The organism is Streptococcus handemini (genome assembly GCF_040984445.1).
Taxonomy (GTDB): Bacteria; Bacillota; Bacilli; order Lactobacillales; family Streptococcaceae; genus Streptococcus; species Streptococcus handemini.
Map to the genome: position 1 here is coordinate 1 of NZ_JBFRYH010000040.1, position 20,273 is coordinate 20,273.

Sequence of the window (20,273 nt, forward strand, 5' to 3'; positions counted from 1 at the left end):
GACCAAGAGTAGTCAAGAGGGTGAAGAAACACGCTACTTTATCTTGAGTAGTCAGGTTAGTGCGAAGGAATTATGCGACTATGTACGAGGTCATTGGCAGATAGAGAGTATGCATTGGTTATTAGATATTGTTTTTCGAGAAGATGCGAATAAAACTTTGAACAAGCAGTTAGCGTTTAATTTGAATGTGATGGACAAATTCTGCCTAGCTGTCCTAAAACGGTTGGATTTTGGAAAGAAAATGAGCATGCGTCGTAAGAAATATGTCCTTAGTCTATCCTTTGACCAGTATTTAAAACGATTACTTTAAATCAAAAAAGTGTTTGAGGTAGAAAAAAGCCGAAGACCGTTTCATGCGTTTGTCGTGAGTCCTCTCCTTTTTTGTAGGAAAATAGTGGAAAATATGATATAATAAAGAGTACTAGTCTAGCTAGTTTTATCATGTAAAAACTGTTTTTCGCAAGGGCTTTTTGGAAGAAAAGAAGAGCGATAGTAAGAGCAGGTTGAAGGAAGAAGAATGACAGAAGAACGAAACAACATACAGGAAAAAGCACAGGAATATGATGCCAGCCAGATTCAGGTCTTAGAAGGACTAGAAGCGGTTCGTTTACGTCCAGGGATGTATATTGGATCAACCTCAAAAGAGGGCTTGCACCACTTGGTGTGGGAAATCGTTGATAACTCAATTGACGAGGCGCTCGCTGGTTTTGCGACCCATATCGAACTCTATATTGAAAAAGACAATTCCATTACCGTTGTCGATAATGGGCGCGGTATTCCAGTTGATATTCAAGAAAAAACTGGGCGTCCAGCGGTTGAAACGGTCTTTACAGTGCTTCATGCCGGTGGAAAATTTGGCGGTGGCGGTTATAAGGTGTCAGGAGGCTTGCATGGCGTAGGTTCTTCTGTTGTAAACGCCTTATCTACTCAGCTGGATGTTCGTGTGTACAAAAATGGTCAGGTCTACTACCAAGAATACCATCGTGGGGAAGTGGTGGCAGATTTAGAAGTGATTGGTCAGACAGACAAATCAGGTACGACCGTTCATTTTACACCAGATCCTGAAATTTTCACGGAAACGACAGAGTTTGACTTTGCAAAATTGAATAAGCGCGTTCAAGAATTGGCCTTTCTCAATCGTGGTTTACACTTGTCCATCATTGATAAGCGAGAAGGATTCGAGCAAAGCAAGGAATACCATTATGAAGGTGGGATTGCTTCTTATGTCGAATACCTCAATGAAAACAAGGATGTCATTTTTGAGACACCGATTTATACAGATGGGGAGATGGATGATATCACGGTCGAAGTAGCGATGCAATACACAACTAGCTACCATGAAAACGTGATTAGTTTTGCTAATAACATCCATACCCATGAAGGTGGAACGCATGAGCAAGGTTTTCGTACAGCTCTGACGCGGGTCATCAATGACTATGCCAAGAAAAATAAAATTCTCAAGGAAAATGAAGACAACTTAACGGGTGAAGATGTTCGTGAAGGGTTGACCGCAGTTATTTCCGTTAAGCATCCTGGTCCACAATTTGAAGGACAAACCAAGACAAAACTTGGAAATAGCGAAGTGGTAAAAATTACCAACCGCCTCTTCTCAGAAGCCTTTTCAGAGTTTCTATTGGAGAATCCGCAAATTGCTCGCCGCATTGTGGAAAAAGGAATCTTAGCAAGTAAGGCTCGGATTGCAGCCAAACGAGCACGTGAAGTAACTCGGAAAAAATCAGGACTAGAAATTTCAAACCTTCCTGGGAAATTAGCAGACTGTTCATCCAATGATCCAGCCCAAACGGAACTCTTTATCGTAGAGGGTGATTCAGCGGGTGGTTCAGCAAAATCAGGACGTAATCGTGAGTTTCAGGCGATTTTGCCGATTCGTGGGAAAATCCTTAACGTTGAAAAAGCAAGTATGGATAAAATCTTGGCCAACGAAGAGATTCGCAGTCTGTTTACCGCTATGGGGACAGGATTTGGAGCGGACTTTGATGTGACAAAGGCACGATACCAAAAATTGGTCATCATGACAGATGCCGATGTCGATGGAGCACATATTCGTACCCTTCTCTTGACCCTCTTTTACCGCTACATGCGTCCGATTGTCGAGGCAGGATATGTCTATATTGCCCAACCCCCCATTTATGGGGTCAAGGTCGGAAGCGATGTGAAAGAGTACATTCAGCCGGGTGTTAATCAAGAGCAGGAGTTACAAGAGGCGCTTGAACGGTATAGTCAAGGACGTTCGAAACCAACGATCCAGCGCTATAAAGGGCTTGGAGAAATGGATGATCATCAGCTTTGGGAAACGACGATGAATCCCGAAAATCGCTTAATGGCGCGCGTGTCAGTAGATGACGCAGCAGAAGCAGATAAAATTTTTGATATGTTAATGGGAGATAAGGTAGAACCACGTCGCGAATTTATCGAAGAAAATGCGGTATATTCCACACTTGATGTATAATTTTCTAAAAAACGAGTGCATATCGCTGAGAAATATGATATAATAAAGCGATATTTTCCAGTACAAATTATTATCTAAGGAGATTTACATGTCTAGAGGAACAATCATTTTAATCGTCGCGATTGTTGTTATCTTAATTATTGCCTATATTGCCTGCCTTATCGCCCGTAAACGCAATGATAACCTATTGATTGCATTAGAAGATCGGAAAGAAGATTTATTTAACTTACCTGTCAATGACGAAGTTGAAGCGGTAAAGAGTTTGCACTTGATTGGACAAAGTCAGGTATCCTTCCGTGAATGGAATCAAAAATGGGTTGATTTGTCTCTAAATTCATTTGCGGACATTGAGAATCATATTTTTGAAGCCGAGGCCTTTAATAATTCCTTCCGCTTTGTTCGTGCTAAAAGTGCGATTGACAGTATTGAAAGTCAAATCGACTTGATTGAAGAAGACATTGCTGCGATTCGCCAAGGGTTACGTGACTTAAAAGAACAGGAAGAAAAGAATTCAGGTCGTGTCAAACATGCCTTGGACCTCTTTGATACCTTGCAAGAGTCTGTCCGTGAGAATGCTGAACAATACGGTGAAACACTGCCAGAATTGGAAAAACAACTCAAAAACATTGAGGTTGAATTTTCAGAGTTCGTTATGCTCAACTCGTCTGGTGACCCAATTGAAGCAGCGGGTATTCTTGATAAGACAGAAGAGCACATGATTGCCCTCAATCAAATCATGGATCGCGTCCCCGCCCTGATTGAAAAAGTCACTCAATCTTTCCCAGATCAACTGGAAGATTTAGAGACTGGTTACCGTAAGCTGGTTGAAGAAGGCTATCTCTTCATCGAAGGTAATATTGAAGTTCGTTTCCAAGAAATTCGTGTGGCTATTCGGGAAAATACCGCCTTGATCGTCTCCTTTGACTTGGATGCTGCCGAATCAGAAAATGCGGATATTCAAGCAAAAATTGATCACTTATACAAGGTCTTTACGCGTGAAATTGATGCGCATCAATCGGCGGTTAAAATTAGTAAAAACTTACCAAAATTCTTAGAGCACATTGCCAATAATACGAGAGTGTTGGTGGAAGAGACAGAACGCTTGAGTGCTTCTTACCTACTAGCAGAAAGCAAACAATCTCGGATTCATCAATTATCCGTGAAAGTTGCTTCATTGAAAACAACAGTTGCCGATAGTATCGAGGAATTGGACAATCCGCAAGTAGCTTACTCCATTTTAGAAGAACGATTAGAACACGCTATGACAGCATTGAAAGAGATGGAAGAAGAGCAGTTAGTTTTGGCTGAGTATCTTAAATCCCAAGAAACATCTGAGACCAATGCTCGTAAGCAAGCTACTGTTTATGTAAATAAATTGCACGTTTTAAAACGCTACATGGAAAAACGGAATCTCCCTGGAATCCCAGAAGAATTCCTATCGATTTTCTTTAGAGCGAGCGATCACGTAGAGGCTTTGCTTGCTGAGTTGGATCATAAACGCATTAACGTTGAAATTGTTAACCGTTTATTGGAGAATGCGACATTTGACATGGGCGAAGCAGAAGAAACTGCTTACCACATCGTACAAAATGCAGCTCTGACAGAACAATTGTTGCAGTATTCAAATCGGTATCGTTCATCTCATGACAGTGTTCAGAAGGCTTTCAACCGTTCATTGGCAACTTTTGAAAAGGATTTTGACTATCAAACAGCCTTCGAGGAAATCTCATTTGCTTTAGAGGCTGTTGAACCGGGAGTGACAGAGCGATTTGTACGCTCCTATGAAAAAACAAGAGAAGCCATTCGTTACTAAAACAAAAAGCCCTCGGGCTTTTTGTTTTATAGAAAAGATTCAGACAGAACTCATGCAAGATAGGCAGGATGGGCTTATATTGCATCCACCTAGGCAGAAGCCATAATTAGATAAAGGAGAAAAAATGACAGTAAAAGGATTGTTGGTCATGGATGTAGACAGTACTCTGATCCTAGAAGAAGGAATTGACTTGCTCGGAGAAGAAGCAGGAGTTGGTAGCAAAGTTGCAGCCATTACAGAGCGAGCGATGAGAGGAGAGTTAGATTTTAAAGAGGCACTTGCTGAGCGTGTTGCACTGCTAAAAGGTTTACCCTTGAGCGTTTTTGACCGCATTTTGGAAAAGATTCATTTTACACCGGGCGCTCGTGAATTGATTACGACTCTGCACCAGAGAGGGTACAAGGTTGCCGTCGTTTCAGGAGGCTTTCATGAAACCGTTGATAGTTTGGCAGAGAAGCTAGGAATTGATTATGTCAAAGCTAATCGTTTGGAAGCTGAAAATGGTGTCTTGACAGGTCGTGTCCTAGGAGACATTGTCACGAAAGAGACTAAAAAAGAATACTTAGAAAAATGGGCGCTTGAAAATGGTTTGAGTCTGGCAGATACGATTGCCGTCGGAGATGGTGCCAATGACCTTCCTATGATTCAAGCAGCGGGAATCGGGATTGCCTTTTGCGCCAAACCAATCGTCCAAGCTCAAGCCCCTTATCAAATCAATGAAAAAAATCTAATGAACGTTCTTGACATCATGGACGGACGGGTGAATCAGAAAAAAACAGACTAGAGTATGTGTTCTAGTCTGTTTTGATACATCTTAGCCAAATAATTTTTTCCAAAAAGAAGATTTTTTCTCTGTTTTTGAAGATGTAGGTTGGAGGAGTTCGGCAAATTGCTGAGAAAGTTCGTATGTGCTCACTTGACTAGGGCAATCTGTATGAATGACCAAGCCGTATTGTTGAGCACACTCTTCAGCGACAATCGTGGCCTCACAGTTGATTTCCTGAGCGATTTTTAGATAGAGAATTTGCCTTTGGCTCTCAATGTAGGGAGAAATCTTAACAAAAAGAGGCTGAAACTCCGTACTCAGTTGTAGCAAAATCTCCTTGAAATGATTGGCTAGTTCTTGTGAATTTGCCTCGGGGATGCTACATAAGCCAACTACACGCTCTTTAAAGGTCTGTAAAAAAGTTCGCTGCTCGTCAGGATTGACTTTCAACCCTCCCGCAGCCTGCTGCATAATGATGTCATTTATATCTTTCATATTTCTAGTATATCATAAGCCGTTCTCAATCGAAAATAAATGAAATCGTTTAGCTTTTCCTCGGAAAATGCTAGTAACTATGATACAATAAGGTCAAGTTCAACAAAGGAGAGCATTTATGAAGAACAGATATAAGGAGATTGTACCAGGTTTTATCCTGTCCTTTCTGGTAGCAGTCATTGCAAAAGGGCTAGCAAGATTTTTCCCCAGTATCGGAGCGGCTAGCCTAGCGATTTGTATCGGGATTTTTCTAGGAAATACAGTCTGTAGAAGTACGCGATTTGAAAAAGGGACGAAGTTTTCAGAAAGTAGATTGTTAGAAATTTCAGTTGCTTTGCTTGGCCTAACGGTGACCTTTCAAACCATTGCGCACTTAGGGCTATCTGGTCTTTTCTACATTATTCTCATGATGGCTAGTGTCATTACAGTTAGCTATTTTCTAGGGAAAAAATTAGGTTTTAAAGAAGAAATGGCTCTCATGATTGCAGGCGGAAATGCGGTTTGTGGCTCGTCGGCTATCGGAGCTATTGCACCAGCTATCCGAGCTGACAGTAAGGACAAGGGGCAGGCGATTGTGCTGATCAATCTTCTTGGTACGATTTTACTATTTGTCCTACCCTTTATCGGGGTGCGGCTGCTCGGTTTTTCTGACTTGGCAAATAGCGCTCTGACAGGAGGGGTCCTGCAGTCAGTCGGTCAGGTCGTTGCGGCGGCCAGTCTGATCAATGCAAATGTCACCCAATATGCAACCCTTTTTAAGATTACTCGCATCCTCTTTTTGGTAGTGGTCGTATTTGCCTTTGAGCGTTTGATGACGAAGCAGAAAGGAATAATCTCTGCCGAAAATACCAATCCGAAATCTGTTTTAGCCAGTATTCCTTGGTATATCATAGCTTTCCTCACCCTCTGTTTGTTAAATAGTTTCCTTCCCCTTCCATTCTTTTTTGGTAAAGGTTCTACATTTTTCAGTTCATGGTTTGAATTGACAGCTCTTGCAGCAATTGGCCTGCGGCTAGATTTCAAGAAGTTTCTACAGGAAGGCCCCAAATTCCTGATTTACATGGGATTGATAGGCATTTTTCAAGTTAGCTTAGCCTTACTATTGATTTTTCTGTTCAGAATTGGATAACAGCAGAACGAGGAAGCGCTATCATTACTAGAAGTGCGAAAAAAACGAGTTTTTCCTTGAAAAAAACGCATTTTTAAGGTACGATAGTTGAGTAAATAAAATTAACTCAAAGGAGAGTAAAAAATGTCAATTATTACTGATGTTTACGCTCGCGAAGTCCTAGACTCACGCGGTAACCCAACACTTGAAGTAGAAGTTTACACTGAATCAGGAGCATTCGGTCGTGGTATGGTTCCTTCAGGAGCTTCTACTGGTGAGCATGAAGCAGTTGAGCTTCGTGATGGAGATAAATCTCGTTACCTTGGTCTTGGTACACAAAAAGCTGTTGATAACGTAAACAACGTTATTGCAGATGCTATTATCGGTTACGATGTCCGCGACCAACAAGCAATCGACCGTGCAATGATCGCTCTTGACGGTACTCCAAATAAAGGTAAATTGGGTGCAAACGCAATCCTTGGTGTGTCTATCGCTGTAGCACGTGCTGCTGCTGACTACCTTGAAATCCCACTTTACAGCTACCTTGGTGGATTCAATACAAAAGTACTTCCAACACCAATGATGAACATCGTTAACGGTGGTTCTCACTCAGATGCTCCAATCGCTTTCCAAGAATTCATGATCTTGCCAGTTGGTGCGCCAACTTTCAAAGAAGGTCTTCGTTGGGGTGCTGAAGTATTCCACGCTTTGAAGAAAATCTTGAAAGCTCGTGGTTTGGTAACAGCTGTTGGTGATGAAGGTGGCTTCGCTCCTAAATTTGAAGGAACTGAAGACGGTGTTGAAACAATCATCGAAGCAATCGAAGCAGCTGGTTACGAAGCTGGCGAAAACGGAATTATGATTGGTTTTGACTGTGCGTCATCTGAGTTCTATGACAAAGAGCGTAAAGTTTACGACTACACTAAATTCGAAGGTGAAGGAGCTGCTGTACGTACTTCTGCAGAGCAAATCGACTACCTTGAAGAATTGGTAAACAAATACCCAATCATCACTATCGAAGACGGTATGGATGAAAATGACTGGGATGGCTGGAAAGCTCTTACTGAACGTCTTGGTAAACGTGTTCAATTGGTTGGTGACGACTTCTTCGTTACAAACACTGACTACCTTGCACGTGGTATCAAAGAAGGAGCTGCTAACTCAATCCTTATCAAAGTAAACCAAATCGGTACACTTACTGAAACATTTGAAGCGATTGAAATGGCAAAAGAAGCAGGTTACACTGCAGTTGTATCACACCGTTCAGGTGAAACGGAAGATTCAACAATCGCTGATATTGCGGTTGCAACAAACGCTGGTCAAATCAAGACAGGTTCATTGTCACGTACTGACCGTATCGCAAAATACAACCAATTGCTTCGCATCGAAGATCAACTTGGTGAAGTTGCAGTATACAAAGGGCTGAACTCTTTCTACAACTTAAAAAAATAATCTCTTTAGAGAGTTGAGGGCTTAAAAGCCTTGATATGAAGCACTTTTGGGGCGTTATCCCAAGGTGCTTTTCTTTGTTTTACTACCCTTTTTGTTACCCATAGCTAAATTTTTGTATAGTAAGAGGGTAGCCCCAAGGTGGGACACCCTTACTATTTATAAATTGCTGATAGCTGTTTCAAAGATTGAAACGGCTTTTTTTGCTCCTTCTTGAGTTGCGTGAACGTAAGTGTTTAAAGTCATTGAGATATTTGAGTGACCTAGCCTATATTGCAAGTCTTTAGCCTCTATGCCAGCGTAGAGCATAATAGTAGCGTGAGTATGGCGGAAACCATGGAAACTAATATCAGGCACGTTGAAAATTTTGGCAGGTTTTAGCCGTGTTATTAGCTTGTCCGATAAATGAATCACGGACAGACTGAAAGCCCTTAGAAGCGATTTTAGAAGGGTTTTAAGACGTTCACAAATACCCCCGTTGATTTTTAACGAGGGCGTGTATTGTTCGGGGATAAAACGCTGCCCCTTTCTGTACGATTTTTTCCCTTTTTAGAATTTTTGAAAAAAGATAAAACCCCCAAATATCAGGCATAAAGGAGAGTAAAACGAGCAAAAACCTACCACCGAAACGGCATAATTCTTGACAAATGTGCATAATACGCATATAATAAATAACGTAAGGAGGTAGAGCGCTATGCCACTTACAGGAAAAGAAATGGTAAAACTTGCAGAAGCTAACGGATGGAAAGAAATCCGAACAAACGGAAGTCATCACCATTTCAAAAAAGAAGGATTTTCAAAAATAGTTACGATTCCAGTTCATGGAAATCAGGACTTAAGAAAAGGACTAGAAAAGAAAATCCTGAAAGATTTGGGGCTACTGTAATGCCCCTTCTCTTTCATTTTTTGGAGGTAAAATCATGTTAAAATCTTATCCCGCTATTTTTCATAAAGAAGATACAGGCTACTGGGTAGAGTTTCCCGAGTTCGGCGGAGGTACTCAAGGCGATAACCTAGAGGAAGCCATGTATAACGCCCGTGAGTTTTTAGAAAGTTCTATCGCTCTTTATATTGATGAGGGGTTAGAATTGCCAAAAGTGAGCAATATAGAAGACCTGAGCGCCCTTGATGGTTTTGTCACAATGATACAAGCTGACCCGACGCCGTTCATTAAGAATAATAAAGCGATTCGAAAGAATGTGACAGTACCCGAATGGCTTACTAGATTGGCAGACCGTGAAGGGGTAAACTATTCGGAAGTTTTGACAAAAGCATTAGAAACACGTTTACAAGTATAAACTAAGCCTAGTTAGTCGCTGGGCTTTTTGGATACAGTAAGATACACTAGGATACAGACTATATTTGACTATACACATATAGTCAAAAGTGCTATAATAAATTTAAGGAGGTGCTACTATGCACATTTTAGAAAAAAATACACAGGTTAACTTTAAAACCAACAGCGATTTACTAGAGAAAGCAAAAGCTATTATCACAGCCCAAAACCTTGACATGACAGCTAGCTTTAACTTATTTTTAGAAAATATTGTACAAAATAATGCACTGCCTTTTGAGACTGATAGCGATAAAGAACGGGCTGAGCTACTGGCAGACTTGCGGGCTGAAATTGCCCAAAGTTTTGATGATTTGGAGCATGGACGAGTGTATAGTGCTAGTGAGGTGAGGGCTAATCTTGGTATCTGATAATAAAACCTATAGCCTTATTATCCCCGAAACCGTACAGGAACAACTACGGGAGATTAAAAACTATATCGAAGCTACCTACTTTTCAGAACAGGCAGGAGCAAATACCGTTAACAATATTCTTTACGGGTTAGAACGCCTTGAACTTTTCCCAGAGGCAGGCTTTAACGCAGACGAAAGAGTAGGGGAAACTATTTACCCGCCCTACAATACCCGTTGTATTGTTTTAGGTGACTACTTAGCCTTTTATCACATTTTGGAAGATAGAAAAGCCGTATTTATCTCTAACATTATCCATAGCAAACAGGACTATATCAGACTGTTTAAGAAAAATAAACGCCTTTAAAAAGAGGGCGTTTTTAGGTGGATACAGTAGAATTTGGTATAATAAAGGTATCAAAAAGCGTAGTCGATTTACTACGCTAATTCTTGCTTACTGAACTCATCATTTTTAGTTCCCTTTTAACTACCTTTTATGTTTCCTATGTTTGTTTGTGCTTGATAAGAATTGAGATAAAAGAGTTAAAAAGTGGTGGATATTTTCCTTGTTGATACATGTTTTTTGAGTAATTGGATAACTTGCAAAAATAATCTCTTTAGAGAGTTAAGGGCGTAAAAGTCTTGATATGAAGCACTTTGGGGTGTTATCCCAAGGTGCTTTTGTAATTTTAGTTTACCCACCCCATTTTGGGATACTGAAAGAGGCTGACCTTTCCTTTCTACCTCGATGTTCGTTTGGCAATAAAAACGTATCATGATGACACTCCCCGGCTAGGCGTTTGAACGGAGAAAGTCGCTTGCAAGTCGCAAAGATAAGGTGTATAATGAGGGTATGAGGAGTAGTGGAGCAGTACATGGCGCCTGGAATGACCAAAATGATCCATATAGCAAAGAGCGTGATAAACACGCAGCAATGTTTTATGAGGCGGTTAGAAATCGTGATACGGAAATAGAGATTGCCCGTATCGCTAAAAATACAGGCTTCCGTCAATCAGATATTTATAAAATCTACCAACATATTTTTATCAATGAGTATGATTTAGAAGGCGGAATAAAACGCTTTGATCCTAATTATGATATGGCTGAATCGTGGCGTCGCTTATCGGAGAATGGTGGAAAGGATATTTAGAAACACGATATTGTGATGTTAAAGCATGAGCTTATGGAATATGGTTTTATGCAAAAAGGTCTAGGTTATGACAAAGCTCATGAGTTAACTAATAAACGTTATAATTATCAAGCCGCATGGAGTGCTTGGATGAATCAGAAAGGAGATAACTAATGCTCAAGTTAATTAAGATTTTTAATTCGAATAGCAAGGGTTATTGGTATATCCCTGAAAATCGAGACCCAGGAATGATTGAAATTGATGTGAATACAGGAGATGTTTCAATTGTTATCGAATCAAATTATGATAAAGAACTCGGCTATCCGTATTATGCTTATAAAGCTCGAGCTGCTGTAAAGCAGATGTGGGATAGCGGAGAAATGCCCGATGAAAAGTTTTTTGCATGGGGCTAGCATAAAATTAAGCACTTAGAACAATCTAGGTGCTTTTCTTGTACTGACAGAAACAAAGTAAGCGAAGCATGGACGGAATGAAAAAATAAAACTGGACTTCCTGTCCAGTCGGATTCATTTATTTACCGTGGTTCTAGAGAAAAGTCAAGCAAACTATTATAAAAACCTCTTTAAAAATGAAAGCAACTATGCTATACTATTTAGAGTAACAAAGTTGAGACGGTTGTCGTTGCCTAGTTTGGAGGTGGTGCTTATGTATGTAAGTCACGAAATCCAAGAGAAAGGAGACGGCAGAGCTTGTCCGTTTATGAAGCGTTAAGCTTGATGATTGCCTTTGGTGGTCTGATAGTAGCCATTCTAAACAGCAAGAACAAATAAAAATCGTCCTAACTTGTAGTATAGCCAAGGACGATTTTTTAGAATATAGAAAATAGTAATTGGCAACACTATCCGTCTTAAACGGTGTTACCTTGGGGGACTGTTAGAGCAGTTCCCTTTTCTATTTTTATTTTACCGTGGTTCTAGAGAAAAGTCAAGCAAACTATTATAAAAACCTCTTTAAAAATGAAAGCAACTATGCTATACTATTTAGAGTAACAAAGTTGAGACGGTTGTCGTTGCCTAGTTTGGAGGTGGTGCTTATGTATGTAAGTCACAAAATCCAAGAGAAAGGAGACGGCAGAGCTTGTCCGTTTATGAAGCGTTAAGCTTGATGATTGCCTTTGGCGGTCTGATAGTAGCCATTCTAAACAGCAAGAATAAATAAAAACCGTCCCTACTTTAGCCGGTCGTGGACGGTTTAACTAAGTATTAAACAAGAAACGGCAACAGCTACCGTCTTAAACGGTGTTACCAAGGGGACTGTTGGAGCAGTTCCCTTTTCTATTTTCATTTTACCGTGATTCTGGCGAAAAGTCAAGTTTAATTCCCATTCTAAACAGCAAGAATAAATAAAAACCGTCCCACACTTTAGCCAGTCGTGGACGGTTAATAAAAAAAACAAAAACGGCAACGGCTACCGTCTTAAACGGTGTTACCAAAGGGGGACTGTTAGAGCAGTTCCCTTTTCTATTTTTATTTTACCGTGGTTCTAGAGAAAAGTCAAGCAAACTATTATAAAAACCTCTTTAAAAATGAAAGCAACTATGCTATACTATTTAGAGTAACAAAGTTGAGACGGTTGTCGTTGCCTAGTTTGGAGGTGGTGCTTATGTATGTAAGTCACAAAATCCAAGCGAAAGGAGACGGCAGAGCTTGTCCGTTTATGAAGCGTTAAGCTTGATGATTGCCTTTGGCGGTCTGATAGTAGCCATTCTAAGCAGCAAGAACAAATAAAAATCGTCCTAACTTGTAGCAGAGCCAAGGACGATTACATTATAATAAAAATTGGCAACGCTATCCGTCTTAAACGGTGTTACCTTGGGGGACTGTTGGAGCAGTTCCCTTTTTCTATTTTTATTGTATCGTGGTTTGAGAGAAATGTCAAGTTTAATTCCCATTCTAAACAGCAAGAACAAATAAAAAACCGTCCCACACTTTAGCTATCCGTGGACGGTTTATTGTAAATAAACAAAAACGGCAACGCTATCCGTCTTAAACGGTGTTACCTTGGGGGACTGTTAGCGCAGTTCCCTTTTTCTATTTTTATTGTATCGTGGTTTGAGAGAAATGTCAAGATTTCTATGCTGATTTTCAATAATTAAAACAGTTCTTGATAGGGGCGCTAGGTAGTCAGATCATTATAAGGGAGATGAAAATAAGTTGAAAACGCAAGTGGAAAATAGCACTCCAAAATAGGTAGAATATTCCGATAATTCAAATTTTTATCATAATTTAGAGTGGCTGGCGTTACGGAATGATAGAGTGTAAACTAGGGAGAGTTGGAGCATGAAAAGCCTGATAAGAGTGGTTTTTCAGGTGGTTAAATGCTTTAAATTCTCTAGGGGATAATACTTGCTTTTTGTGGGGGGGGGTGATATACTGTAACTAGTACTTTTCTGTCTAAAACAGAAGTACCAATCTGTTGAATAGACAGAAATATTTTTAATGAAAAATGGAGGGAAATGTATGTTTTTCAAGAAAAAACAGCGATTCTCAATTCGTAAATTTACGGTTGGTACGTGTTCGGTCCTTTTAGGAACGGTATTCGTAGCAGGCGTTGATCAAGTAGCAGCGGAGGAGGTGACTCCTAGTGAGGTGGTTGCGCCATCGTCAGAGGAAGTGGCAGCCAGCACCACTGCCAGCACAGTAGCTGAGCAGCCTGTTGTTGAGACAGAGCCAGTAGCTTCAGTGGAAGTACCAGCAGCAGAAGCGTCTACAGAGCGCACTTTTGCCGTTCATACGAAGGTGGTCGTTCTTGATGCTGCAAACTTGAGCGATGCGGAAAAAGCAGCGGTTGTGGCAGCAGTCCGTTCAGACAACGGCTTGACAGAAGCCTTCAAAGTAGAAGTCGCAACAGATGGTTCTGTGACCATTTTGGAAAATGGTGCAGTAGTCGGTCGTCTCAAGAGCGAGGACGTTGTAGAAGTACGTGCTGCAGTAGCGACTGAAGTGGCTGAAGCGCCAGCTGAAGAAACAGTAGCTGAACAACCAGCCCTTACTGCAACAGCAGAAAAAGCAGAAGCACCAGCAGCCAGCAAGTTGACTGTTGAAGGATTCCAAGAGTTGACACCAGAGCAAATCTTGGCCTTGACCTTGGAAGATTTCAAAGCCCTTCAATTACCAGGAGAAATCATCTCACTCTTGTCACCTGAAAAGTTGAAAGCCTTGAACAGCAATGATAACTTCTACACGTACAACGTGGAACGTGTCGGAAACAGCGTGGAGCGTGCTGATGTAGATCCAGCGACAGAAGGATCTACATATGCAGGGAAACAAGTCGATCCAACAGAGGTTACGGCTGATGTTACATCAACTGCTCTAGGGGCTCCACCAACTATAACTGGGGAGAATTTTAGCTTATCTCTCAAATTTGGAGGCGAAGTACACAATGGAGACTACTTCTACTTAGAAGGCCAAGATGTTCCTGTCGAACTTCCACGTAAATTTACAATTAATAACAACGGAAAAGAAGTGAAAATTGCGGATGTAGAGCTTCTTGACTTCGACAGTGACTACTATCGCGCTCAAGATTCGGATGATCCGACTCGTTTTGAACTCTCTGCAAAGAAGGACTTTGTAACCAAGCGATATAAATACAAAGTGACCTTTAACGAAAACGTTGAAGGCATCCGTGATTTTATAGCATCAACCAAACGAAGGTTGAGCACGCAAACGATGGCTGTTTTAAATGACCATCCTGTTAAGACCATCGTAAAAGTAAACGACAAGGTAGTGTTAGAGAAAGACTATACCTTAAAAGCATTTAATAGTGGAAGAGATAATAGTAGCACTAGACAGCAGATTGGTGCAAATGGTTCTGATAGCGGTTCATACAATGATGGAACTACTTCCTTCTTCAAACTCGGTGGTATGGTATATGACATGCGTTCGCTTGGCGAGCTAGAAGATGTCGAGTTTTCAAAAGGCGTTAAAACAGATGGTATTTTGAATTTTAATGCTCAGGTTGGTGGCCTTCCAGAGGGTTTTAAAATGACAATGGCAGTTTCACCAAATAATACGGATCCATTTACTTGGGACGAAAAGAATATTGTAGGTCAGAAGCTTCCTGTCTACTACGTACGTTATGATGAGAATAATGATCCGTCAAAACCGTTAGCGAACTCAACAGATGGGACAGCCTACGTTACTCCAAACGATACCTATATGATGATTGAAAACATCAGTGCTGATAGAAAAACGATGACTCTTCGTTTCTTCGGTGACTATTCAAAACCTGGCTGGATTCTAAATGGGAACTTCAATCCAATGAAAGAGCCTAAAGACAAGACATCTAAGTTGGGGGTTAAGTTTGATCGTGAAGCTTGGGCGGGAAATACTAGCCAAGGCAGTACTGACGTCATCACCTATACAGTGACAGATCATGTTGGAGGAAGCATTGCTAGATTAAATGCAAGAAACACAGGGGATTATCGCTATGGTGATAGCGAGCGCTTTACTGCCCTACCATTTACCTCAGAGAACCCTAATCAGCTAGAAAAAGGGGAAGTACTTGTCCATTATGTCAATACAGATGGTACAGTAATTAAAGATCCAGTCAATGCTACAAATGGAGTTGTCCCAGAAGGCACAGCATACGATACCACAACAGCCGAGTTCCGTCCTGAGAAGATAGATCAAATAAAAGATGGCAAAAAGTACCCATACATATTAGTTAAAACAGCAGGAACTTATACAGTTGGGGAAGTGACTGTTGCTAAAAACTTAGCAACAGAAACAACACCAAGTGAGGGGCTGCACTCGCTCCAAGATCCAACAGGTACAGCGCCTAAAGGAACGGTTCTTCAAGGCACACGTCATGTCACCTATGTCTATGAATTGGCTAAAGGTGATGTTAATGTCAAGTACATCAATACAGCTGGTCAACCTCTTGAGTTTATCCATAATGGAGAGTTAATTAAAGAAGCTGGACAAGATGTAGCAAAAGATAAACCATTCGATACTCCTTACGATGCTACTATTGATCAGTACAAACCAAGTAAATTAACAGCAACAAATGGTAAGAAGTATAAACTGGTGACAAAAGCGAATACCTACGGCAGCTTGAGCGTTGACGAAAACGGACATAAAACAGATAGTGCAGCTCCAACAGGAAATGTTAAAGAGGAACTACAAACCGTAACTTATGTCTACGAAGAAGTCACAGGGACTGTCAAAGTTCACTACGTAGATGAAGACGGAAACGTTATCCGAAATCCAGCTACCGTGAAAGAAAATGCTACGCTAGATGAAATGTACGATACGACTGGAGAGGATACGAGACGAAAAACCATCACACCAACAGATGGCTCTAACAAAGGCAAGACCTATGAATTCGTCCGTGTCTCAAGCACACCATCAGTAAAAGATAAAGAAATCGTTAAGGTTTCTGCTGATAGTCATTTCACTAACGATGAAATAAGAAATGTTCGTGATGAAGGTACAACAAATATCATCTACGTTTACAAAGAAGTCAAAGGTAGCGTTAATGTTGAGTATGTTGATACGAAAGGTAATAAAATTACATTCGTAGAAGGCGATACAACTGTACCAGGTGAAAAATCAGTTGCGAAAGACGCAAGCACTGGAACGGAATATATAACAAACAACGCAACATTACGTCCAACAGAATTGAAAACACCAACCGGTGAAACATACCGTCTTGTACCAAAAGCTACTTATCCAGTTGGAGAAGTAGATGAAAATGGACATAAAGTCGGCAGTGCAGATGTTGATGGTAAAGTTATGACCGAACCACAAACTGTCACTTATGTTTATGAAAAAGTAACAGGTAACGTTGATGTCTACTTTGTAGATGAAGAAGGAAACGAACTGTCTCCAAAAGAAAACGACACAACAGATGGTAACATAGGTACCGATTATGACACCGAGGATCACAAGAAAGACACTCTCACTAAAGATGGAAAACTTTACCGCTTGGCTAAAGTTTCTGACTCAAATAAAGTTGGTAAAACAGATGTAGTTCCAGGGGAAAATCCTATAATTGGTAGAGAAACAGATAAAGTACAAGAAGGTACGACAAATGTTATCTATGTTTACAAAGAAGTACAAGGTTCAGTCGTTGTAAACTACATTACTACTGACGGTACAAAACTTTCAGTGAAGACCAAAGAGGGGCAAACTGCTGAACAACAAATTGCCGCTGAAAATCAATCAATCGGAAGCAAGTATGACACAAACACTCCTGTATTGAAACCAGCTGAAATCGAGCATGATGGTAAGACTTATGTGCTTGCTCCAGTAGGTGTTTATGGTGAAAACTTAGTTGATAAAGATAGTCACTTGGTAGGTTCGGATGCAGTTGCTGGTGATGTGGCGGAAGCTACGAAGACAGTAACATATGTCTACAAATTGAAAGAAGAGCCAGTAAAACTTGGTGGTTCAGTCACGGCTCAGTACTTCGTAGAAGGTGAAGAAACACGTCTGTATAAAGACCCTTCTGACCAAAAGGATACTGTTGTCAAAGAAGATGGTACACCAGTAGACACAGAGTACAATGATACACCACCAGCATTCTTGACGGATGGTAAGGACTTCTATGACTTGGTTAAGAAGGAAGACGGTACTCCAAAACTTAAAGACGGTTCAGCGCCACAAGAAGGTAAAGTAACTGAAACTCCACAAGTTATCAAGTACGAGTACAAGAAACGTGAAACACCTGTAGCACCAAAAGGTTCAGTTGTTGTACACTACGTAAATGAAGCTGGTGAAGAGATCCAAGAACCATTCAAAGATACTACAGATCAGCCAGTAGGCACTCACTTTGACACAGCTGAAGGTGACCGTGAGAAACCAGAAGAAATCACTAAGGCTAAAGATGGTAAGTCATATGTGTTCAAGGAAGTATCAGGAACAGCCAAAGTTGGAGAAAATACAATTGTCACAGCTGATGACGAGAAGAAAGTCTTCTTCTCACCAAAAGATACAGGTAAAGTCGTAGAAGGAACAACTCACGTTGTCTATGTTTATACTGAAAAACAACCAGAAGTTCTAGGTTCAGTCATCGTTAACTACGTAGATGTAGACGGTAACTACTTGAAAGACCAAGATACAATCTTCGACACTAAAGAAGGCAAAGACGGTGAAGCATACGATACAGTTGTAGACTTACGTCTAGAAACCATCACAAAAGACGGCAAGACATACAAATTAGTAGAAAAACCAGGTGCTTATAAAGTTGGTAAAGTAGATGCCGATAAACACTTGGAAAGTACTGATGCTATCAAAGGTACAGTTGAAGCTGGTAAGACTAAGAAAGTAACTTACGTTTACGAAGAAGTGAAACCAGTCGTACCTGGTGGAGAAGTTTCAGCTCAATACTTCGTAGAAGGCACTACAACTCGTCTTTACAAAGATCCATCTGTTAAAGAAGATACAGTGGTCAAAGAAAAAGATACACCGGTTGGAACAACTTACAAAGATACACCACCAGCAGTCTTGACAGACGGAACGGATATCTATGACTTGATGAAAAACGAAGATGGTACACCGAAACTTAAAGCTGATTCAGCGAAACCAACAGGTGAAGTAACTGAAACTCCACAAGTTATCAAGTACGAGTACAAGAAACGTGAAACTCCGAAAGAAGAACCACAACCAGAAGCGCCAAAGGGCTCAGTAGTCGTTAAATACGAAGACGAAGACGGTAATGAGATTCAAGAACCTAAGGAAGATACACCATTATCACCAGTAGGCACGCCTTACAATACTATTGAAAAGCGTGACGAAAAGATTGAGGTTCCAGATCCAAACGATCCAGAAAATCCAACAGTTTATTATCTAGCTAAAAAAGAGCCAAAAGAAGGTTCTGCCCCTGAAGATGATAAAGTTAAGGAAGGCGAAAGTGTTGTAACGTATGTGTACAAGAAAGCCGGTTCAGTAATCGTTCATTATGTTGACGAAAATGGAAACAAACTTGCAGATGATAAAGATGCGAAGAAGAACGAAAAAGACGGAACAGCGTATGATACGACAACGAAAACTTTACGTCCAGTTACAATTACAGTAGGCGAAAAAGTTTATGAACGTGTTCCAGCAGGTGATTACACTGTAGGTAAAGTGGATGAAGACGGACATTTAACAACAACTGATGCAGTAGATGGTACAGTTAAAGCTGGTAAGACTAAAGAAATCACTTACGTTTACCGTGAAGTTAAGCCAGAATCACCACAACCAACACCGCCAACTGAAACACCTAACAAGTACATTCCATACATCCCTGAAGATCCAACAAATCCAACGAATCCGAAAGATCCGTTGACTCCTCCAGTTGATCCGAAGACAGGTGAAAATGTTCCGCCAGTTCCTTATGATGAAACACCGGAAGATCCAGAGGATGATCCACGTTTACCAGATATCGATGGTTATGTGCCAGTAGATCCAAAAGATCCAAGTAAGCCATTACCAAAAGATCCAAATGGCAAGTACATTCCACCAAAACCTGTAAATCCTAAGGAAGATACACCAATTCCTTACGTACCAGCAGGAACTGTAACAGTTCACTACGTAAACGAAAAAGGTGAAGTCATCAAGGATCCAACAGTGGATACTCCAAAATCACCAGTAGGTACAGAATACGATACTGATAAAGATGATAAGGAAATTCCAAGAGAAATCACTGGTAAAGATGGTAAAGTTTATGTGTTGGTGAAAGTTAAAGATGGCGATTCTGAAACTGGTAAAGTGACGAAAGGTAATACCGATGTTACTTACATTTATAAGTTGAAAACTACACCAGTACCACCGGTGACACCTCCGGTAAGACCAGTACCTCCTGTAACGCCTCCGGTAAGACCAGTACCGCCAGTGACACCACCAACAACTCCGGTGCCACCGACACCAGGTAAGCCGGTAGAACCAGGCAAACCAGTAGAGCCAGGTAAACCAGCTGAGCCAGCAACCCCAGCTACTCCAAGCACTCCTGCTCAACCAGCAGAACCAGCGAAAGCAGAATTACCACACACAGGTGATACTGCAGGAAATGCTGCATTTGCATATGGCGCTGCCGCCCTTGGAATGGCTGCTTTGCTCGGACTAGGCAAGAAAAAATCAGAAGGCGAAGAATAATTCGGCTACTGAGACTCTGGTAGGGAAAGGATGTTGCATCTTCTTCCTTGCGAGAGAATGAGATAACCAGAGAGTTTCCTCTCTGGTTATTTTGTTTGGTCAGTGATTTGCCAAAACAAAAGATCCCCCTATTCATGAACGGCTCCCTGTCAAGTAGACAGTCAAATAATAAAAGATACTAAGCAACCTGATTCCTGAATTCCCAAGGAGTCAGGTTGTTTAATTTTGTTTGATAACGTTGTGTATTGTAAAACTGGATATA

At 40.9% G+C, this 20,273-nt stretch carries 18 protein-coding genes and 1 pseudogene; 16 read left to right on the forward strand and 3 right to left on the reverse strand.

Annotated elements, in window-relative coordinates:
• The 4 genes from ABPH35_RS07055 to serB all read left to right on the forward strand — a co-directional run.
• Positions 1–310, forward strand: a 310-nt coding sequence (locus ABPH35_RS07055) for an ISAs1 family transposase (RefSeq protein ID WP_349988132.1), incomplete at its 5' end; no start/stop codon positions are given.
• A 207-nt stretch (positions 311–517) separates the two neighbouring features.
• Positions 518–2,470, forward strand: a complete 1,953-nt coding sequence (gene gyrB, locus ABPH35_RS07060; protein ID WP_349989049.1) for a DNA topoisomerase (ATP-hydrolyzing) subunit B — start codon at positions 518–520, stop codon at positions 2,468–2,470.
• An 88-nt stretch (positions 2,471–2,558) separates the two neighbouring features.
• Complete coding sequence (ezrA, locus tag ABPH35_RS07065) at positions 2,559–4,283, forward strand: septation ring formation regulator EzrA (protein WP_349989050.1); 1,725 nt, start codon at positions 2,559–2,561, stop codon at positions 4,281–4,283.
• Positions 4,284–4,407: 124 nt separating this feature from the next.
• Positions 4,408–5,067, forward strand: coding sequence for a phosphoserine phosphatase SerB (serB, locus tag ABPH35_RS07070; RefSeq protein WP_349989051.1), 660 nt, complete (start codon positions 4,408–4,410; stop codon positions 5,065–5,067).
• 30 nt (positions 5,068–5,097) lie between these two features.
• Here the strand turns inward: serB and ABPH35_RS07075 are convergent, their stop codons facing one another.
• Complete coding sequence (locus ABPH35_RS07075; protein WP_349989052.1) at positions 5,098–5,544, reverse strand: DUF1694 domain-containing protein; 447 nt, start codon at positions 5,542–5,544, stop codon at positions 5,098–5,100.
• 118 nt (positions 5,545–5,662) lie between these two features.
• Between ABPH35_RS07075 and ABPH35_RS07080 the strand changes: the two genes are divergently transcribed.
• Both ABPH35_RS07080 and eno read left to right on the forward strand, forming a co-directional pair.
• The gene (locus ABPH35_RS07080) at positions 5,663–6,673 is read left to right on the forward strand and encodes a YeiH family protein (protein ID WP_349989053.1); all 1,011 of its coding nucleotides are present in this window, start codon (positions 5,663–5,665) and stop codon (positions 6,671–6,673) included.
• 123 nt (positions 6,674–6,796) lie between these two features.
• Entirely contained in the window at positions 6,797–8,104 is a 1,308-nt protein-coding gene (gene eno, locus ABPH35_RS07085; protein ID WP_067085729.1) for a surface-displayed alpha-enolase, read from the forward strand.
• Positions 8,105–8,260: 156 nt separating this feature from the next.
• Here the strand turns inward: eno and ABPH35_RS07090 are convergent.
• Positions 8,261–8,464: pseudogene (locus ABPH35_RS07090) on the reverse strand (tyrosine-type recombinase/integrase); the annotation flags it as partial.
• 331 nt (positions 8,465–8,795) lie between these two features.
• Here ABPH35_RS07090 and ABPH35_RS07095 point away from each other — a divergent pair.
• From ABPH35_RS07095 to ABPH35_RS07140, 10 genes are all read left to right on the forward strand, one after another.
• Positions 8,796–8,987: a type II toxin-antitoxin system HicA family toxin gene (locus ABPH35_RS07095; RefSeq protein ID WP_349989054.1), complete on the forward strand. Its 192-nt coding sequence runs from the start codon at positions 8,796–8,798 to the stop codon at positions 8,985–8,987.
• Between the two features lie 34 nt (positions 8,988–9,021).
• A complete protein-coding gene (locus ABPH35_RS07100; protein WP_349989055.1) occupies positions 9,022–9,399 on the forward strand; it encodes a type II toxin-antitoxin system HicB family antitoxin in 378 nt (125 codons plus the stop codon).
• A 118-nt stretch (positions 9,400–9,517) separates the two neighbouring features.
• Positions 9,518–9,805 carry a type II toxin-antitoxin system RelB/ParD family antitoxin gene (gene relB, locus ABPH35_RS07105; protein ID WP_349989056.1) on the forward strand — a complete coding sequence of 96 codons (288 nt, stop codon included), beginning with the start codon at positions 9,518–9,520 and terminating at the stop codon, positions 9,803–9,805.
• Positions 9,795–10,151 (forward strand): type II toxin-antitoxin system RelE/ParE family toxin, encoded by a 357-nt coding sequence (locus tag ABPH35_RS07110; RefSeq protein WP_349989057.1) that lies wholly within the window; start codon positions 9,795–9,797, stop codon positions 10,149–10,151. The genes relB and ABPH35_RS07110 overlap by 11 nt, the downstream gene beginning before the upstream one ends.
• A 486-nt stretch (positions 10,152–10,637) precedes the next feature.
• Positions 10,638–10,934 (forward strand): hypothetical protein, encoded by a 297-nt coding sequence (locus ABPH35_RS07115; RefSeq protein ID WP_349989058.1) that lies wholly within the window; start codon positions 10,638–10,640, stop codon positions 10,932–10,934.
• Between the two features lie 152 nt (positions 10,935–11,086).
• Positions 11,087–11,326, forward strand: a complete 240-nt coding sequence (locus tag ABPH35_RS07120; protein WP_349989059.1) for a hypothetical protein — start codon at positions 11,087–11,089, stop codon at positions 11,324–11,326.
• 297 nt (positions 11,327–11,623) lie between these two features.
• On the forward strand, positions 11,624–11,704 hold the full coding sequence (locus tag ABPH35_RS07125) for a putative holin-like toxin (protein ID WP_349989060.1): 81 nt from the start codon (positions 11,624–11,626) through the stop codon (positions 11,702–11,704).
• A gap of 307 nt (positions 11,705–12,011) precedes the next feature.
• A complete protein-coding gene (locus ABPH35_RS07130; RefSeq protein WP_349989060.1) occupies positions 12,012–12,092 on the forward strand; it encodes a putative holin-like toxin in 81 nt (26 codons plus the stop codon).
• Between the two features lie 488 nt (positions 12,093–12,580).
• Positions 12,581–12,661: a putative holin-like toxin gene (locus ABPH35_RS07135; RefSeq protein WP_349989064.1), complete on the forward strand. Its 81-nt coding sequence runs from the start codon at positions 12,581–12,583 to the stop codon at positions 12,659–12,661.
• Positions 12,662–13,393: 732 nt separating this feature from the next.
• Positions 13,394–20,011 (forward strand): MucBP domain-containing protein, encoded by a 6,618-nt coding sequence (locus ABPH35_RS07140; protein WP_368849684.1) that lies wholly within the window; start codon positions 13,394–13,396, stop codon positions 20,009–20,011.
• Between the two features lie 178 nt (positions 20,012–20,189).
• Here ABPH35_RS07140 and ABPH35_RS07145 read toward each other — a convergent pair whose 3' ends face one another.
• Positions 20,190–20,270 carry an IS3 family transposase gene (locus tag ABPH35_RS07145; protein ID WP_349988131.1) on the reverse strand — a complete coding sequence of 27 codons (81 nt, stop codon included), beginning with the start codon at positions 20,268–20,270 and terminating at the stop codon, positions 20,190–20,192.
• Positions 20,271–20,273 lie beyond the last annotated feature (3 nt).

Excerpts from the sequence above, each read along its gene's own strand:
- ABPH35_RS07115 (WP_349989058.1), top strand. The coding sequence starts at position 10,638 with ATGAGGAGTAGTGGAGCAGTACATGGCGCCTGGAATGACCAAAATGAT.
- ABPH35_RS07080 (WP_349989053.1), top strand. The coding sequence starts at position 5,663 with ATGAAGAACAGATATAAGGAGATTGTACCAGGTTTTATCCTGTCCTTT.
- ABPH35_RS07075 (WP_349989052.1), bottom strand. The coding sequence starts at position 5,544 with ATGAAAGATATAAATGACATCATTATGCAGCAGGCTGCGGGAGGGTTG.
- ABPH35_RS07095 (WP_349989054.1), top strand. The coding sequence starts at position 8,796 with ATGCCACTTACAGGAAAAGAAATGGTAAAACTTGCAGAAGCTAACGGA.
- serB (WP_349989051.1), top strand. The coding sequence starts at position 4,408 with ATGACAGTAAAAGGATTGTTGGTCATGGATGTAGACAGTACTCTGATC.
- gyrB (WP_349989049.1), top strand. The coding sequence starts at position 518 with ATGACAGAAGAACGAAACAACATACAGGAAAAAGCACAGGAATATGAT.
- ABPH35_RS07120 (WP_349989059.1), top strand. The coding sequence starts at position 11,087 with ATGCTCAAGTTAATTAAGATTTTTAATTCGAATAGCAAGGGTTATTGG.
- ezrA (WP_349989050.1), top strand. The coding sequence starts at position 2,559 with ATGTCTAGAGGAACAATCATTTTAATCGTCGCGATTGTTGTTATCTTA.
- relB (WP_349989056.1), top strand. The coding sequence starts at position 9,518 with ATGCACATTTTAGAAAAAAATACACAGGTTAACTTTAAAACCAACAGC.
- eno (WP_067085729.1), top strand. The coding sequence starts at position 6,797 with ATGTCAATTATTACTGATGTTTACGCTCGCGAAGTCCTAGACTCACGC.
- ABPH35_RS07100 (WP_349989055.1), top strand. The coding sequence starts at position 9,022 with ATGTTAAAATCTTATCCCGCTATTTTTCATAAAGAAGATACAGGCTAC.
- ABPH35_RS07140 (WP_368849684.1), top strand. The coding sequence starts at position 13,394 with ATGTTTTTCAAGAAAAAACAGCGATTCTCAATTCGTAAATTTACGGTT.